The organism is Novosphingobium sp. BL-52-GroH (assembly GCF_044813085.1).
Lineage (GTDB): Bacteria > Pseudomonadota > Alphaproteobacteria > Sphingomonadales > Sphingomonadaceae > Novosphingobium.
Map to the genome: position 1 here is coordinate 37,120 of NZ_CP171150.1, position 17,419 is coordinate 54,538.

Consider the following 17,419-nt stretch of genomic DNA (forward strand, 5'->3'; position numbering starts at 1 on the left):
GCTACTCGCGGCCTATCCGGTGGAAGCGCCCTTGATTAGCCAGTTACCGGACATGCGCTTCCCCTCGTTGAACGCCAGTCAGGCGGCAGTAACCTCGACTCTAACCCCATTCAGGACCGCGGTGCCCGACGCAGGGTCCAGCAGGGATGGAGGGCTCAGTTGATTGATATTGCTCCCGGGGCGTTCCTCGGCCACGCGCAGTCGGGCGCCGGGCCGGTCATGGCCCCAACCGTGCGGCAGACATACGACGCCGGGCCTGATGTCGAGCGTGATTTCCAGCGGAGCGGTCACTGCGCCGTTGCTGCTATGCACGATGACTGCGTCCCCCATCGCCAACCCCCGCTTCTCCGCGTCCACAGGATGCATCTGCAGCGTGCAGCGGTCCTTTCCCTTCACCAACGTGGTGACATTGTGCATCCAGCTGTTGAGCGAGCGGAGCTGGCGGCGGCTGACGAGAAGCAGGTCGTCGGACGGGACCGCGAGATCGTTCTCAAGCCGTTCGAGGTCCGTCAGGAAATGGGGATGGGTCAGGTCGATCCTGCCCGAGGCGGTCCGAATTGCCGTCGCGCCCAGGCTGACGGCGGGGCCAAGCAATATGCCTTCGGGTTTCGCCTTGAAATGATCCAGCGTCAGCCCGTCCGGCACCGCGCCGAAGCGGTCGCCAAATGGCCCCGATCGGATGCACAGGTCCAATATGCGTTCGGGGCCATGGTCGGGCAATGCGGTCATCGCGACGGACCGGTCTATGCCGACCGCATCGCACATGCCCCCGAAATATTCGTCGTCCAATGCGTCGACATCGGGATCGTCCATACCGCCGAACAGCGCGCCGAGCCGGATCATCACTTGCCATTCCTCGGGGCGATCGATGGGATCGGTCAGGACGGGCGAGTAGTGACCGCCGCTGGTCGCGCTCCAAGGCCAAGCCCATATATCCCAGTGCGGTTGTTCGAGCAGCGATGGACTGGGCAGGATAACATGAGCGTGGCGGGTCGTTTCATTGATATAGATATCCAGACTGACCATGCAGTCGAGCTGCGGCAACGCTTCGTCCAGCCGGGAACTCCCGGGTACGCTGAGGACTGGATTGCCAGCCATCGTAAGCAGCGCGCGGACCTGCCCCGGCCCCGGCGTGTCGATCTCTTCGGCGAGGCAGGAGGCGGGGTACTGACCCAGAACCGAGGGAAATCCGCGCACGCGCGACAGCGCTCCCATAATCTCGGCGGTGCTGGGATAAGGCGGCGTCAAGTCCAGATGCGGAGCGACCTGCGTGCTCCACATCATACCGCCCGGCCGGTCGAGATTGCCGGTGACGATGGAAATGACGTCGATCAGCCAGGACGTCAGGGTGCCGTAGTTTTGCGTACAGGTGCCGATCCGGCCATAGACGGCGGCTGTGGGGGCACGGGCAATGGCGTCGGCAAGATCGCGGATCGTGCTGACATCGACGCCGCAGAAAGCGGAGACACGCTCTGGCGGGAAGCGATGCGCGATCGCTGCGATCTCGTTCAAGCCGTCCACCCACTGCCCCAAAGGCCCCGGATTACAGATGCCGCTTGCCAGCAGGAAATGTAACACGCCCAGCAGCAGCGCGGCGTCCCCGCCTGGCCGGATACCGATCCATTGATCGGCGGCCTGGGCGGTGCGCGTTCGGACTGGATCGACGACGATTACTTTGCCCCCCCGGGCGCGCAATGCGCGGATCGCGCCCATGACGTCGCGGTGCGCGAACAGGCTGCCTTTGGATGCGGCGGGGTTCCCGCCCAGGATAACGAACAGGTCGGTACGATCGATGTCCGGCACCGGGATGCGCCACATGTCGCCGTAAAGCAGATGCGAACTCACATTTTTGGGTAATTGGTCAACGCTGGATGAGGAAAAGCTCGCGTCGAAGCGTGCCAGCCCATGCAGAAGCATCATGTATCGGCCAGTGGCGAAACCCTTGCCGGACATATTGCCGGTATAGCTCGCCACCAGCGCATCGGGGTGATCGTGCCGCATCCGCTTCAGGCGGTCGGCGATATGGTCGAATGCCTCATCCCAGGTTGCGCTGCGCCATGCCAGCCCGTCGCGGATCATGGGCGTGGTGATGCGGTCCGGATCGCGATGTAATTCGCCGAGCGTGGTGCCCTTGGGGCAGATATGGCCGCGGCTCCACACATTGTCGGGGTCGGGCCGGATGCTGATCCGACCTTCGGCATCCTCCGCGACGGCAAGCCCGCACATTCCTTCGCAGAGCGGGCATGTGCGTTTGTGCAGGGCAGCCATCGTCGCAGCATCGCCGTCGCTCTTTGTCATCCTGATCTCCCGTATCTCATGGCTACAGTTTCAAAATCGGCGGGGAAAGCGGTGAGGCAACTTAACGATAGGTTTTGAACTTGGGCGATATCAAAGATCGTCGCCCTACATCCCGCCCTGACCTAGAAAAATTGGGGGGTGCGCTTCCGCTGCCGATACGCAGACGGACGCGCCAGACAATGGGTCCGGTCAACGGCCAGAACGGGGAGAACGGGACAATGACAAAAGATCATCTTTTTGGCGCGCCGGCGCTGGCCCTTGTCGGAACGGCCTTGGCGGCAGTTTTTTGCGCGCCGGCTTTTGCACAGGATGCTGCCCCGCAGCCAGTCGCAAGCGCGAACGAGATCATCGTTACCGCGCGCCGGACCGAGGAAAATGCGCAAACGGTGCCCGTCACCATCGCCGCGTTCAACGCCGACACGCTGCGCCAGTCGTCGATCCGCGAGACGCAGGACCTGATGTACGCTGTGCCCGGCGTTTATCTGACTGGCGCCGGCGGCAAAGAAAATGCGGTCTATTCCATTCGAGGGCAGGGCCGTCCGGTCGCAGGGCCGGGCCAGCCCGGTGTCGTCAGCTATTTCGCGGAGGTGCCGCTACCCAATTTCGGATCGTCGGCGATGACCTACGACCTCAGCAGCGTTCAGGTACTCAAAGGTCCGCAAGGAACCCTGTTCGGCCGCAATACGACTGGTGGCGCGGTCCTCCTCTACCCCACCGTGCCGACCTACCGATTGGAAGGCTATGTTCAGGGCAGTTACGGCAATTACGACTACAAGGACTTGGAAGGCGCCGTCAATCTGCCCATCGTCCAGGACAAGGTCGCTATCCGCTTCTCCGGACGGTTGAGCCGGCGCGACGGCTATACGAAGAATATCGGCACGGGCGGAAACCCGGACAATGTCCATTCGGACCAGTTCCGTCTCGCGCTGCGTGTCAATCCCGTCGAGGGCATCGAGAACGTCACCTATTTCGACTATCGCAGGACAAGGTCGATCGGGTCGTCGCAGGTGCTGGTCGAGGTGACCCCGCTGGCGGCGCTATTCGGCATCGATGGGTTGTTGGGACCCGATTTGGTTGCGCAGCAGGCGCGCGGTCCCCGTGTTGTGGACTACGGTGTCTTCGTGCCGCGCAGCAATCAGAAGCACAGCACGATCATCAACCGCACCGAGATAGACCTGGGCTTTGCGACTTTTATCAATATCTTCGGCCATCAGAGGCTGGAGTGGCTCTACGACGCCAACACCGACGCGCTGCCCGAACCGATCGGACTGCTGGACGCCTATAATCTCTATCATAACCGCGTGTTGACCGACGAGGTGCAGGTGCGCGGCACCGCGCTTGACGACAAGCTCGACTGGTTAATGGGCGGATTTTACTACAAGAAGGATGATTACGATACGAACGGGTCAATATTCCCCCAGTTCTTCGGACTATTTCCCGGCAATTTTTCCTACGCTTATGTGACCGAGCACAGCCGGGCGCTGTTCGGCAATGTCAGCTATCATCTGGACGATATGGTCGACGGGCTGACGCTCAATGCAGGGCTGAGGCACACTTGGGACAAGCAAACGACCTGCGGTGGTAGCGGCGAATCCTCCCCGCCTCATACGGTCGGACCGGACGAGTGCTCTGCCAACAATCCCATATTCCTCATCGGCACCGGAGCCAAACTGACAAACCGGAATCGCGCCTTCACCTGGACCATCGGGGCCGACTGGAAGGCGAACGACGACCTGTTCCTCTATGCGACCGCGCGGAAGGGCTATCGCGCGGGCGGCCTCAATAATCCCGCGCTGGGTCCGACCCTGGTCGACCGACAGGTCTTCAAGCCTGAAAAAGTCACGGACTTCGAGGCGGGGGTGAAATCGTCTTGGACCGCGGGCCGGCTGAGCGGGCGCGCCAACATCTCGGTGTTTTTGACCAAGGCCAAGGACGTGCAATACACGCTGACTGGCTTGGTCACGCAACCGGGTTGCGCCGTCGGCGATCCCGTCTTCGGCGGGCCGCCCTTTTCGCCGGATGGCGATTGTTTCCCCGGTAACGACCCAGCGCAGTCCGTGCTGCTGGTCAACATCGGAGACACGACCGTCAGGGGCGTAGAGTTCGATCTCAGCATCAGCCCGATCCCGGCTTTGCGACTTGGTTTGCGCGGCACGTTACTGGATCAGTCGACGGACAAGATGACTCTGCCTGCCGCGCTCGCGACCGGCTATGCGGGCGTCACCAACGGCAAGGTTCCATTGAACTTCACTGCGAAGAAATCACTCAGCGCCGATATTAGGCTTGAACTGCCGGTGCCCGACACGCTGGGTAAAATATCCCTCTACAGCAGTCTCTACTGGAGCGACGAGGTGCAACTTATCGCCTATCGCGCACCGTCCTACACGCTGGTCGACGCACGGCTGGACTGGGACGATGTCGGCGGAACCAGTCTGGACGCCAGCCTGTTCGCGAAGAACCTGTTTGACAAGGACGCAATCATCGCCGGCGCCATCAACACCCCGGGCGCGCCGGGCATCAGCGTCAACTTCAACGAGCCGCGCATGTATGGCGTGCAATTGCGCTATCGTTTCGGTGGTTGATCTCGACGATGGAGGAAGAGCCGCGGCAGGCTGTTGCGGCTCGACTGGTCCGGCCTTCAATGCACAGGTCGCCAGCGACCTGATGGGCGCCATCGTCTCGGGTAGTCTCGATCGGATCGATGCTTTGCTTCATCCCCAAGCAACATGGTGGGTGCAGGGGTGGGGCATGATGACCAGGGCACAATTTCTGGAGGCCGTGGCTGGGACTATCCGGCGTGCAAGCGTGCGGGTGATGAAGGTACAGAGCCTGACGGCACAGGACGATCGGGTGGCCGCCGAAGCGCTTGGCAGTTTCGCCTTCGCCGAAGGTGAATATTGCAACAGCTATGTCTATCTGCTTACGATGGCGGACGGCCTGATCCTGCGTGGCCGGGAATATATGGACACGCAGGTGGCCGCCCGCTTCTTCGGCAGATGACGGTCAGGCAGGCGAAGCGTTGAGCGAATTTTCAAGCGCCGTCAGGTCGAGGCCGGCCTGACGCGCGACATTGCCACCGTCAAGATATTCGCGCCATGCCACGATCTTCTCGTCGACCACCTCGAATACCGCGACGAGCGGTATGGAAACCCATTTTCCGTCGATGCAACTCCAGTCGGTACGTTCGGTGAACACGAAATGGCCATCGGAGGCCGACGCCTTCATGTCGTGCCGTTGATCGCCATAGAGTTCCCGGATCTTGTCCCATTTGGCCTTGATCGCTGTCTTGCCGCAGATCGCATCGGTCGTGGGGACGATGCTCTGATAGTAGCAGTCGTCCGAAACCAGCTGCAAAGGCGCGTCGAAATCTTCTGGCCAGGTCTCACGGAAATAGCCGATGAATTTGAGCGCGATCTCTTTTGCCTTGTCGGCCATCATTGTCTCCTGCTCGTCGGGCCGGATTGCGCCCTTGTTAGAGATATTTCAGCGCCATCGTCGCTACGATGCCTACACCCATGCCGAGGATTGCTGTCGTCCAACTCGTGCCACCGGCTTGGCGACGGCACGCGCTGTCGAACTTGGGATGGTACAGGATGTGCACGACCCGACCGGTCAGCCACGCCTCCGACCACAGCGCTATCACCAGCGCGATCGCGATCCAGGCGGCATAGGAAAGGGGCGGCGGCAACAGTGAGGCGGCAACCTCCATCGCCAATAGAACGAGGCCTGGCAGCCAGAGCTTTCGATAGAGCAGATATCCGGTGCCAAAGAGGAGGCCTGCCCAGTTCCACGATGGAAGGGCGGCTGCCTTGCCGGCATCGCCACCGGCGCGAGCCAGCAACCGGCCAATCAGTACGCGGTGACGGGCCGTCCGGCAGCGGAGGACGGCGTCGAGGTCGGGATGTTCGAGCAGGCTCAGAGGCGATGAGGTGGTCATGCGATACCTACGAAAGATCTGGACTCGCGATTATAGGAGGCCGTTCTGCACGCCAACCCGTCGAACCATCCAACGATATGAATTGCATCTCGGCGATGGTCTCCGATCGGCGCGAATGGCTCCGCCTGCATTGCGATAGGTTGCAGTGCAGCTAAGGTGGCAATGAATGGCTCCGTCGGATATAGTAGATGCACGGCTGATGTCTCTGAAAGAAGGACACGGCCGGGGAGCAAGGTGGATGCAGGCACAACCGAGTCCTCAACATGCGGCAATGATGTCGGCCGCCATTCTCGACAATATCGTCGAAGGTCATGCCAGTGGTGCGTCGTTTGACGTGCAGTTGCATAGGACTCGTTGGGCCGAGCCCGGAGAGGGGGTCTTCAACCCTTCGATGTTCTTCGTCGAAATGATCCTCACCCGCCCTCTTGTACGGGCCAGCTATGATGGGCATGCAAAGGTATCGGATTATCGCCGACTGGGCGACGTAACCTGCATACCCTCCGACACGCCGCTCTATTGCGTCTGGGACGCAGGGCTTCAGCGCAGCATTTCCTGCATGTTCGATATTGAAGGATTGACGACGAGAGCGGGCATGAACTGGGAATGGCCCAGTTGCGACCCGATGAATTCGCTGGCGGTCGGCAATGATTATGTGCGCGCAGGCCTGCGACGGGTAGCCGAGGAGATACTGGCGCCTGGCTTTGCCAGCACTATGGAAATCGAGATTGCCTTGATGTTCGTCGCTGCGGAGGTCCGCCGGCAATTGCGCCGTGCACCTTCGGAGGCCATCCACTGCAACGCTACTTTGTCCACGCGACAGCTGGATAGGCTATGCTCGATGGCGAAGGATATCCCGGGTCAGGGACCTTGCATTGAGGATCTTGCCACCGTCGCGGATATGGGTGTTCGGCAACTCGCCCGCGCCTATCGCAATACCACGGGAACGACGCTCCGCAGCTTCGTTGCCAATGCGCGCATCGAGCGGGCGAAGGCGCTTTTGCTCGAGCCTGGCGTCCTGATCAAGCAAGTGGCGTTCGATACGGGCTTCAGGAGCTCGGCGGCGTTTACAGCGGCGTTTCGCAAATCTACGGGTCGGACGCCCATGGAGTTTCGGCAGGAAGTGGGGGTCGGCAAATCGGGCTGGAACGGAGTTTGTGAAAACCTGTCTTGAATCTCTTCGCCTGGGATGGGCGAGGAAGCCTGTCTGATCGGCGAATTTCCTGGCGCGCTGTACGGATTAAGGTGCGGGTAGTTTGGCAGCCGGCTCGACAGGCGCTGCTGGTGAGCGGGCGCACCCTCGATCGAAAGATAGGTTCACCGCCACGTCGATACCGTCTATTCGGCAGCACCATCAGATACAGTTTGGACTGACGTGACGCATAGGGAGGAAAGGATGATGTGAATACCCTATCCCGATCGGCCAATGGTTCGCTGCCCTTGCATGTCGATCCCGCACTCTCCACGGCTCTCGATCTTTTCTCGCAGCGAACAGTCTACGAAAATCCATATGAAACGCTCGCGGTCCGCCCACGGATTAGGGCGAACGTTCGGTCATCGCCGCCAACGTGCTGGATCGCGAGTTCACCGCCGACAGGCCCAACTAGAAGTGGGTGGCTGATCGATGAGCGACACCATGACCGCCTTGCTCGTTACCGACGCGCTGATCATGGCGATCTGGCGGAGGGGCAAGCCGGACGCCCTGCTGCATCATTCGGACCAAGGCAGTCAGGGCGGACTGAACCGGTCTTCGCAATACCTGCTCGATGGGCCAGTCCGGCAATGCTTGGGATAATTCCGCCATGGAAAGCTTCTTCTCCTCGTTCAAGACCGAGCGGATCGGGAAGAAGGTTTATCGCACCAGGGCCACGGCGAAGGCGGATGTGTCCGACTACGTTGAATGCTTCTCCAACGCAACCCAGCGTCACTCGACCCTAGGTTATCTCAGCCCTATGGATATTGAGCGAGAAGCGGGGGTAACCTGACCGAGCCTCTTTCGGTGTCCGCCAAACCGGCAGCAGGCCACAGCGACGTTAACGATAGTTCCAGGGCGTGACCCACCCTCTGCCAAAACGGCGCTTCACACTGGTTCCCGTCCAGCAATGCGCGCGCGGCCATACTCAAGCGCCATCCGCCGATAGCGGACGCCCAATTCTTAATTGTTTTGAAATTTCTCACGCATTGGCTTCTCCTCCGGGCTGATGAAATTGCTGCCGTTGTAGTCAAGGCTGAACGACGGCGGGTGTGATCCCAGCACAACACATCTCCAGATACCAATATTTAACATAATATATATTATCAATTCCAATTCATATAAGCCCCAGTTAGAAATGGCACCGGCCCGCTAGGCTGCTTTACCGGGCCGATCTATAGGCTACGCCGACCCGCGTCATCGCCCTGCCGCGCCGCAGCAGCAGCCCCTCGCGAGGTTGCGCGGAGGGTCGCGCGCTTCCAGTGCCAGCCTGCCACCGGCCGGTCTCAAGAGGCGCTCCACTTGTGTCGTCACATCATCCATGGCAGCGCAAGATCGCGCCGTGCGCTGTAGGCGTCCAAGGCGGATATTGAATCACGGCGGCGCTTTTGATTCACGCAGCCGATCGCCGTCTGCCGCAAGTGCCCGTGAAAATTCCGGGTTACGCTGCCGCCCCGGACAGGCCAGAGGCTGACGCGATGACCGTGCTGGACGCTGCCCTCCGCTCCCCAACCGCCGCCTTTCGCGCACTGGCCCTGCGCGTTGCAGATCTGCCGCTGCTTGTTGCCTACGCGCTCGCCTTTGCGCTCCTGCACTGGGCCGCGAAGCCGTGGGGCGGGGCGGGGTTCTTCTCGCTGTGGTATCCGGCGGCGGGTCTGCGGTTCGCCGTGCTGTGGAGCCGGGGCGCGCGACTGACGCCGTGGCTGGCGGCGACCGAGATCCTGACGGACTGGGCCGTCGGCGTATTTCCGCTCACAGGGCCCGGCGTCGTGCAAGCCGTGACCGGCGCCATGCGTCCCGGCCTGACTTGCGGCCTCGCCATCGCAGCGGTGCGCCATCTGGCCAAGGGAAGCGGCGACGCGCTGGCGCTGCCGCCGATGACGCTGGGTCTCGCCGCCGTCGCCGCGCCCGCGCTCAACGCGGTGATGGTGATGCCGTTCGAAGCGTGGCTTCCGGCCGACGCCGGACGCTACCGCATCGGCGTGGACATCGCGATCTCGCTGACCGGGCTGGCGGTGGGCGACCTGCTGGGTATCCTCGTCCTCGCGCCTCTGCTGCTGTGGCTCGCCGCGCTGGCCGAGGGCGCTGCACCGTTGCGCCTGCCCTACCTGAATTTGGGCCCACACCTGCGTCCGCTGCTGGAGGACGTGCTGGTCATGGCGCTGTGCCTGCTGCTGACGATCGCATTGTGGCGAGCCGGGCTGGGTGCGCAGCCGATCCCCAGCCTGCTGGCGGGAGCGTGGATCGGCCTGCGCCATGGGCGCACCGCCGCATGGTTCGCGATTTGCGCGCAGGTCTGCGTGTTTCTGCCCTACTCCGCCGGGTCGCTGGACGACGGCAAACGGCTCGAATTGCACCTCGGCCTTGCCGCCGTGGTCGTTGTCACCTGGCTCGCGGGCAGCTTCTCCGATGCGCAGAAGGCATCGCGCACCGCCCTCGACAAGCGCAACCGCCTGCTGTTCCAGGCCGAGCGGCTCAAGACCCTGCGCGCCATGTCGGTGGCGGTGATCCACGAGATCAGCCAGCCCCTCTCGACCCTCGCAATCGAGGCCGCGCACCTCAAGGCAGCCACTGCGCACCTCGACGCCGATACTGCCGCAAGCGCAGACTTGGTCGACCGCAAGGCGCGCGCTTTGTCGGACCTCGTGCGCCGGTTGCGCCGCTTTGGCGGGCGAGACGTCGACGAGCCGTCGCCTCTGCCCGTCGCGATGCTGGTCCAGACCGCCTGTCAGATCGTCACCCCCGAAGCCCGCGCCGCCGGTGGCAGGCTGGAGTGCTCCGCCATTGCCGCCGACCTCGTGGTGCAGGCGCAGGAGATCGAACTGACGCAGGCGCTGGTCAACCTGCTGCGCAACGCACTGGCTGCCAGCCCTGGACAGGTCGTGCGCCTTTCCGCCTTACCCGAGGCCGATGATGTGCGGATCGAGGTATCGAACCCGCTACCGGGCGCGCCGGAAACCGCATCAGGCGGCATGGGGGTTGGCCTCGTCATCGCCCGCACCATCGTCGAGGCCCACGGTGGCACTCTCGCCCGCCACGACGAACCAGGCCTCGTGCGTTTCACCATTTCGCTGCCCCTTCTCACCGGAGCTTTCGCATGAACCCGAACGCGCCCGTCGCCGTGCTGGACGACGATGCCGACCTTGCCGCCACCGTCGCGCGCCTGCTGGGCCGCCACGGCCTGGCCGCGCACGCCTTCACCGCGCCGCAGAGCCTGCTCGACACGCTCCCCGCCGAGCCGTTCGGCTGCGTGGTCAGCGACATCCAGATGGGTGAGATGGACGGCTTCGCCTTCGCCGACGCCTTGCGCGCGCAGGACCCGGCGGTGGCGCTGGTGTTCATGACCGCCTGGCCCACCACCGCCCACGCCGTCGACGCGGTGCGCCGCCACGGCGGGCTCGACTACCTGGAAAAGCCCATCGACGAGCAGCGGCTGATCGCAGCGGTCAACGAGGGCCTCGCCTGGTCGGGCAATCAGCGCCGCATCGCCGCCGTCACCGCCGCCTTCACCCGGCGCGAGCGCGAGGTCTTCGACCTGCTGGTGCGCGGCCATTCGAACAAGGAGATCGGCCAGCGGCTCGCCATTTCCGCGCGCACCGTGGAAGACCACCGCGCCGCAATCGTCGCAAAGTCCCGCACCAACGGCGTGGCGCAACTCGTCGCACTCAGCCGGGGCGAGGCAATCTGACGCAGTCCTATCCGGGTATTTCCCGGATCGACCCGAGCCCTGCGGCAGGCGATACAGTTTTGCATGTTTCCCGAGGGAAACACCGAAATTCAAAGGCGACCCGAGGCTTTTCGCGTTCCTGGTGCGAAGGCCGAACTGGGCCGGCGCGGGTCCCCATGCCTGCGCCGGCCTTTTCGCATGGGACCTCCTTGTCTCATTACCCTTATGGAAAACGGTAATTTTCCCGGATCGACAGGCCGGTCCGCAAAGAGGGAAAGAGCGGCAGCAGGCGCGCCGAGGTCGCAACTGCCACACGCGGCCTCCAAGGCCATCACGCCTCTCAAAGGGAGCCAACATGCCTGCCGATATACCGCCCACATCCGGCCGCAGCCTCACCCCTATCGACGAGGCGATCGCCAGCGCCGTCTATCCCATCCTCGTCGCCGTCGCCGCGGTGCGACCCGGGCGGACGATCACTTACGAAAACCTGATCCTCGACGCCCGCCAGCAGCTTGCCGGGCACGAGCACCCGATCCACAGCCAGATCGCGCAAAACCTGGGCCGCCGCCTTGAGGCGCTGCGTGGCCATACGCAGCGTTACAGCTATCCCGACCTCTCCTGTCTCGTCGTGAATGCCGTGACCGGTGACAACCCGCTCCCTGAACTATTGGTGCGACAATCGCATGCGCGCGGTTTCGACTGGTCTGCGGTCGCGCCGGAATTCCTCGCCGAACTGGGCATCGACGACAGCACCGGAATGCCCCGCCTCCGGCGCACCGAACAGGAAGCGCGCGGCGCCATGGGCGCGCACGCCAAGGAGCACGGGAAACGCTACCATCCCGGCCTGCGTGACTGCCGCGACGAGATCATCGCCGCGCTTATCAGGGGCGAGGACGTGGACGCGGTCTTCACCGAGATTGATCGCCGCCTGCGCCGACTGGACGATCAGAACGAGTATGCACCGGCATAACAATCGCTTTTTGTTCGCGAGCGGAAGGGCGGGCATCTCGCGCTGCATATACAGCCCGGACGGCAACAATTACCGCAGGGTCGGCAAGACCATCCGGGTTTCGGATGGACAGCGCTGCCAGATCATCGGCCAGAACATCATCTGCAAGAAATAGCCCGCCGGCCATGACCGCTTCTGTCGTAGCCCCGTCGTTCATCCCCGGCTAGACGACGGACCTTCACCAGCGGACACCATCCTATGCGTTTCATCCACACCGCCGACTGGCAGCTCGGCAAGCCCTTCGGCCGCTTCGATGCGGAGACGCGCGCCGCACTCACCGAGGCGCGCTTCGATGTGATCGACACGCTGGGCAGAGCCGCGGCCGAACATGGCGCGGGCCACGTCCTCGTCGCCGGGGACGTGTTCGACACCGAGGGGCCGGACGAGCGCACCGTCGTCCAGGCCGTCACTCGGATGGAGCGCCACGCCTGCCGCTGGTGGCTGCTGCCCGGCAACCACGATTTCGCACGAAACGGCGGGCTGTGGGACCGCGTCCGCAAGCGCGCCGCCGCAAATGTCACCGTCCTCGCCGAACCCGAACCGCACGAGATCGAGGACGGCGTCTGGCTCCTGCCCGCGCCGCTGCTCCACCGCCACACCCTCGACGATCCCACGCAAGCGTTCGAGCGCATGGAGACCCCCGGCGCGCGGTTGCGGATCGGGCTGGCGCACGGCTCGATCCGGGGCTTCGGCACGCAAGGCGAGACGAAGAACCTGATCGCACCCGACCGCGCGAAACTGTCCACTCTCGATTATCTGGCGCTGGGTGACTGGCACGGCACGTTGCAGGTCGATGCGCGCACCTGGTATTCCGGTACGCCTGAAACGGACCGCTTCCAGGCCGGCCGGGATGACCCTGGGCAGGCGCTGCTGGTCGATCTGAAGCCCGAAAAAGCCAGCGTCGCCCCTCTTAGCACCGGGCGCTTCCGCTGGCTGTCGCGCGATTGGACAGTGGCCGACGCGATCGGCTTCGCCGCGCTGGCCGACGACCTGCTCGCCGCGTGCGAACCCGCCGCCACGCTGCTGCGCCTGCAACTGGCGGGCATCGTCCCGCTGACCGACCGCGTGGCGATGCTGGCGCGGATCGAGGACGACCTTGCCCACCGCCTGCGCCATCTCGACGTGCGCGACGCCGACGTGGTGGCGCGGCCCACCGAGGAGGACCTTGCCGCGCTTTCCACCGAAGGGATGCTCGGCCGCGCCGGCGCGATGCTGCGCGCGAAGATCGAGGCCGACGGCCCCGAGGCCCCCCGCGCCCGCCGCGCGCTGGAGCGCCTGTTCGTCGAAGCGCTGAGAGATCAGGGAGACGCCGCATGAGCCTGCTGATCCGCCGCATCGCGCTGGAAAACTTCCGCAAGTTTCGCGGCCCCCACGAAATCGCCGGGCTGACCGGTGGCCTGAACATCGTCATCGAGCCGAACGAGACTGGCAAGTCCACGCTGCTCGAAGCGGTGCGCGCCGCGCTGTTCCTCAAGCATGGCTCGAAGACGCGGCTGATCGGCTCGTTCCAGCCCACCGGCGACAACGTGGCGCCGCAGGTCGCGCTCGATTTCGAAGTGGACGGAGCGGCCTGGTCGCTGACCAAGAAGTTCCTCAAGTCGCCTTCGGTCGAGCTCTCCGGCCCCACCGGACGCCAGCAGGGCGACGCTGCCGAACAGGCGCTGCAGGCGCTGCTCGGCTTCGAGGCGGGCCAGCAGGGCGCGACGTTCGACAAAGCGCTCCACGGCGCGCTGGGCATGTTGTGGGTGGCGCAGATGGACGGCCTGTGCGTGGAGGCCCCCGGCGGCACCGTGCGCGACCTCATCGGCGCAACGCTGGAAGGTGAGGCGGGGTCGCTGATCGGCAGCGCCGCTTTCGAACGCGTGCGCGCGCGGATCGAGGGGCAGTATGTCACGTACTTCACCGCCAGAAGCGGCGCCCCCACCGCCCGCCTGCTGGCCGCACAAAAGCGCGTGGGCACGGCCGTCGACACTTTGGCCGAGGCGGAGCGGCGCGAGGAAGCGCTGGAAGCCGCCTTCGCCGATCTCGACACCGCGCGCCGCGCGCTGACCGCGCTGCGCCGCGAACTCGACGACGATCCCGACGCCCCCGAACGCGCCGACCTGATCGCCAGGCTGGAAACCGCGCGCGGCGCCGCCCAGCAACTTGCCACCCGCAAGGCCGAAGCTGCGGCGGCATCGTCGCGTCTGGGCGGGCTGGAGGACCTGGCGACCCGCCACGCCGGTGCGCTCGACCGGCAGGCGGCGGCGCAGACGCGGCGCGAGACGGCGAGCGGCAAACGCGCCATGCTGGCAGCCGGACTCGACGCCGCACGCGCCAAGGCCACGCAGGCCCGCTCCGCCCTCGACACCGCGCTCGCCGCGCGCGAGACGGCGCGCACGGCACTGGCCGAGGCCCGCGCGCAGGACACCGCCAACCGCCGCCGCGAGCGCGTCACCGCCGCCCATGCCCGTCATGCTCATGTGCTCGCGCTTGAAGCCCGCCGCGCCGCGCTCGACGAGGCGGTCGCCCTCGCCGTGCCCGCCCGCGTGCTCGACGACCTCGCCGCAGCCGAGCGCGAAGTGGTGCGCCACCGCACCCTGCTCGAAGCCGACGGTACCCGCATCGAACTTATCGGCGGGGCGGACGCGCTCACGCGCGATGGCGCTCCGCTGGAGCCCGGCGAATGGACGCTGACCCGCGACACCCGTATCGGCCTGCCCGGCGGCGGCGAACTGGTCCTGCGCCCCTCGCAGGCGCTCGCCGGTGCGCAGGCCGCGCTCGACGCCGCCCGCGCCCGCCGCGCCGCGCTGCTGGCGCAATGGCAGCTCGAAAGCCTGGCCGCTGCGCAGGCCCGCGCCGACGCCGCGCGCGAGGCCGGGCGCGCGCTCGAAACGCTGGCCGCGCAGATCGCCGCCGCCACCCCCGCTGACCGCGAACTTGCGCTGGCCCCTGGTGCCGACGCGCTCACCGCCTTCGTCGCCGCGAACCCGCTCGACGCCGACGAGGCGCAGGCCCCTGCCCGGCCGCTCGCCGAACTCGAAGCCGAACAGGACCGCGCCGACGCCGTCTTCGTGCGCGCCGAGGCACAGGCGCGCCAGGCGGAAAGCGACATGCGCGACGCCGAAAAGGCGGAACCCCCCCTCGCCATCGACGAGCAGACCGCCGCCAGCGACCTCGCCCGCGCCGCCGAGGATCTGGCCGCGCTTGCCGCCCACGCCGACTTCGCCGACCTCGCCGCCACGCTGGCCACCGCTCGCGAGGGTGCGGCCACTGCCGCCGTGGAGCTGGACCGCGCACAAGCCAATGCCCGCGCTTTCGACGAGGCCGCGCTCGCCCGCCGCATCGAAACCCTCGCCGCGCGCCGCCGCGCCGCCGAGGACAGCCGCAACGAGATCACCACCCGCATCGCCCGCCTCGAAGCGCAAGTGGAGAGCGACGGCGGCAAGGGCCTGGCCGAACATGCCGCCCTCGCCCGCGAGGAAAACGACGCCGCCCGCGCCGCGCTCAGCCGCATCGAAGAGGAAGCCGAGACCCTGCGCCTTTTGCGCGACACCCTGGCCGAAGCGCAGGCAGAAACCGCCCGCTCGATCACCGGCCCGGTGGCGACCCGCGCCGCCCGCTATGTCGGGCGCATCCTGCCCGGCGGCGAACCCGGGTTCGGCGACGACCTGGGTCTTGCCGCGATCCGCCGCGCCGGCGTGGACGAACTTTGCGAGCAACTCTCGCGCGGGACGCAGGAGCAACTCGCGATCCTCACCCGCCTCGCCTTCGCGGACATGCTGCTGGACCAGGGCCGGCCCGTCTCGCTGATCCTCGACGACCCGCTGGTCTACTCCGACGACGTGCGCCTCGATGCGATGACCGACCTGATCCTCGAAGCCTCGCAGCGCATGCAGGTGATCCTGCTGACCTGCCGCGAACGCGCGTTCCGGCATGTCGAAGGCAACCGGGTGCGGATGTGAGCGGAGCAATGCTGCGCCGTTAAGCTTTTGGAAGACCGGATTTTTCCCGGATCGACGAAGAACCTTCCCCTGCGCCAGACCGGCACGAGGCAATCAGGGGGTACCATGCTGTCGAAACTGGAAGGCGTTTATCTGGCAATCCTGCGGGTTGCCATTCTTGTCGCTGCGAGCCTGGCGCTGCTCGTCACCATCGGCGTCGCGGTCGCATCGGGGCCATCGCTGCTGGCGTCGGCGGGCTTCGGCGGCGCTGAGGACACCGCCAACGGCAGCCTGCGTCAGTTCATGGCCGAGCAGAAGGATCAAAGCAGCCCCGGCGACGAGACACTCGCCGAACGCAGGCCGGAGGTCGAGACGGTGATCGCCCCGGACATCGATGCCGCGGCCGCGAACTTCGCGAAGTATCTCGGCACGCCGGGCACTGCTGCCAAGCGCAACTTCTCGATCCTGCTGCAGGGCAACGCCGACGGGCTGGTGACCGGCGCGGTGGGCCAGGTCTCTGTCGCCGATGCCCCTGCGCGCTACGGTGCGAGCGTGCTGGCGCTCAGCGAAAGCCTGCTGAACAGCACCGGGCGCAAGTTGAGCGAGGAGCGGGTTCACGAACTGATCGCCTGGCATTTCCAGCACTTCGTCGGCGAACTGGCGGCCGACCAGGCCCGGCAGGCCTCGGCCCGCGCCGACCTGATGGTGAAGCTTGGCGTTGCCGGGGCCGCGTTCCTCGCCTTCGTCCTCATCATTTTCGTCTTCCTGTTCGTCAAGATCGAACGGAACCTGCGCGGAATCGCCGTCCAGGCGACGCCAGAAGGGATCGAGCCATGACCAGCGCGGAAACGCGGCGGCGCGCGTGTCTGCTGGCGCTGTCGGTAGTGGTCGCGGCATGCTCGCCTTCGCCGGGCGAGGGCCCGGTCGACACCACCATAGAAGAGCCCTCGCAAACGCCCAGCCCCGTGGAAACGGCACAGCCCGTCGAGGTCGAAACGCCGATCCCGCCGGACCAAGGCTACGAAAACCTCGATGGCGACGAGGGCAACCAGCCCTACGGCGATGACGCCTCGGCCACTCCGCAGACTTTGGTCCCAGTGCGTGACGAGCCCGAGTTGATCTCCAGGGCCTTTGCCGACAACTATCCCACCCGCGCCGCGCGCGAAGAACGCGAAGGCGGTGTCACCATCGCGGTGGATGTGTCCGCGCAAGGCCGGGTCACGCATTGCACGGTCGCAAGTTCGAGCGGTTCGCCCGACCTCGACGAAGCGGCCTGCGACGCCGCGTTGCGCCGCGCGCGCTACCGGCCCGCCACCGACGCCGCCGGAGTGCCGGTGGCAACGACGAACCTTCGCCAGACCGTCAGCTACACGCTGAACTGACCGGACTTTCCAAC

General features: G+C 65.3%; 13 protein-coding genes and 1 pseudogene. 11 read left to right on the top strand and 3 right to left on the bottom strand.

Going from position 1 to position 17,419, the window contains the following annotated elements:
• Nucleotides 1-78: 78 nt before the first annotated feature.
• Nucleotides 79-2,298 (bottom strand): molybdopterin-dependent oxidoreductase, encoded by a 2,220-nt coding sequence (locus ACFFDA_RS07810; protein WP_404478573.1) that lies wholly within the window; start codon nt 2,296-2,298, stop codon nt 79-81.
• Nucleotides 2,299-2,516: 218 nt separating this feature from the next.
• Between ACFFDA_RS07810 and ACFFDA_RS07815 the strand changes: the two genes are divergently transcribed.
• Together ACFFDA_RS07815 and ACFFDA_RS07820 are read left to right on the top strand one after the other, a co-directional pair.
• The gene (locus ACFFDA_RS07815; RefSeq protein WP_404478574.1) at nt 2,517-4,880 is read left to right on the top strand and encodes a TonB-dependent receptor; all 2,364 of its coding nucleotides are present in this window, start codon (nt 2,517-2,519) and stop codon (nt 4,878-4,880) included.
• Nucleotides 4,873-5,298: a nuclear transport factor 2 family protein gene (locus ACFFDA_RS07820; RefSeq protein WP_404478575.1), complete on the top strand. Its 426-nt coding sequence runs from the start codon at nt 4,873-4,875 to the stop codon at nt 5,296-5,298. Before ACFFDA_RS07815 ends, ACFFDA_RS07820 begins: the two co-directional genes overlap by 8 nt.
• Before the next feature lie 3 nt (nt 5,299-5,301).
• Here the strand turns inward: ACFFDA_RS07820 and ACFFDA_RS07825 are convergent, their stop codons facing one another.
• Entirely contained in the window at nt 5,302-5,736 is a 435-nt protein-coding gene (locus ACFFDA_RS07825; RefSeq protein ID WP_404478576.1) for a limonene-1,2-epoxide hydrolase family protein, read from the bottom strand.
• A gap of 34 nt (nt 5,737-5,770) precedes the next feature.
• Nucleotides 5,771-6,235, bottom strand: a complete 465-nt coding sequence (locus tag ACFFDA_RS07830; RefSeq protein WP_404478577.1) for a DUF2628 domain-containing protein — start codon at nt 6,233-6,235, stop codon at nt 5,771-5,773.
• Nucleotides 6,236-6,473: 238 nt separating this feature from the next.
• On the opposite strand from ACFFDA_RS07830, the gene ACFFDA_RS07835 reads away from it, so the two are divergent.
• From ACFFDA_RS07835 to ACFFDA_RS07875, 9 genes and pseudogenes are all read left to right on the top strand, one after another.
• A complete protein-coding gene (locus ACFFDA_RS07835) occupies nt 6,474-7,406 on the top strand; it encodes a helix-turn-helix transcriptional regulator (RefSeq protein WP_404478578.1) in 933 nt (310 codons plus the stop codon).
• 367 nt (nt 7,407-7,773) lie between these two features.
• Nucleotides 7,774-8,217, top strand: a pseudogene (locus ACFFDA_RS07840) (IS3 family transposase); the annotation flags it as partial.
• Nucleotides 8,218-8,902: 685 nt separating this feature from the next.
• Nucleotides 8,903-10,525 carry a sensor histidine kinase gene (locus tag ACFFDA_RS07845; protein ID WP_404478579.1) on the top strand — a complete coding sequence of 541 codons (1,623 nt, stop codon included), beginning with the start codon at nt 8,903-8,905 and terminating at the stop codon, nt 10,523-10,525.
• Entirely contained in the window at nt 10,522-11,112 is a 591-nt protein-coding gene (locus ACFFDA_RS07850; RefSeq protein WP_404478580.1) for a response regulator transcription factor, read from the top strand. The genes ACFFDA_RS07845 and ACFFDA_RS07850 overlap by 4 nt, the downstream gene beginning before the upstream one ends.
• A gap of 334 nt (nt 11,113-11,446) precedes the next feature.
• Nucleotides 11,447-12,061: a hypothetical protein gene (locus ACFFDA_RS07855; protein ID WP_404478581.1), complete on the top strand. Its 615-nt coding sequence runs from the start codon at nt 11,447-11,449 to the stop codon at nt 12,059-12,061.
• Nucleotides 12,062-12,298: 237 nt separating this feature from the next.
• A complete protein-coding gene (locus ACFFDA_RS07860; protein ID WP_404478582.1) occupies nt 12,299-13,417 on the top strand; it encodes an exonuclease SbcCD subunit D in 1,119 nt (372 codons plus the stop codon).
• Nucleotides 13,414-16,044: an AAA family ATPase gene (locus ACFFDA_RS07865; protein ID WP_404478583.1), complete on the top strand. Its 2,631-nt coding sequence runs from the start codon at nt 13,414-13,416 to the stop codon at nt 16,042-16,044. The genes ACFFDA_RS07860 and ACFFDA_RS07865 overlap by 4 nt, the downstream gene beginning before the upstream one ends.
• A 105-nt stretch (nt 16,045-16,149) precedes the next feature.
• Nucleotides 16,150-16,860: a hypothetical protein gene (locus ACFFDA_RS07870; RefSeq protein ID WP_404478584.1), complete on the top strand. Its 711-nt coding sequence runs from the start codon at nt 16,150-16,152 to the stop codon at nt 16,858-16,860.
• Nucleotides 16,857-17,405, top strand: coding sequence for an energy transducer TonB (locus ACFFDA_RS07875; RefSeq protein WP_404478585.1), 549 nt, complete (start codon nt 16,857-16,859; stop codon nt 17,403-17,405). Before ACFFDA_RS07870 ends, ACFFDA_RS07875 begins: the two co-directional genes overlap by 4 nt.
• The last annotated feature ends 14 nt before the right edge of the window (nt 17,406-17,419 follow it).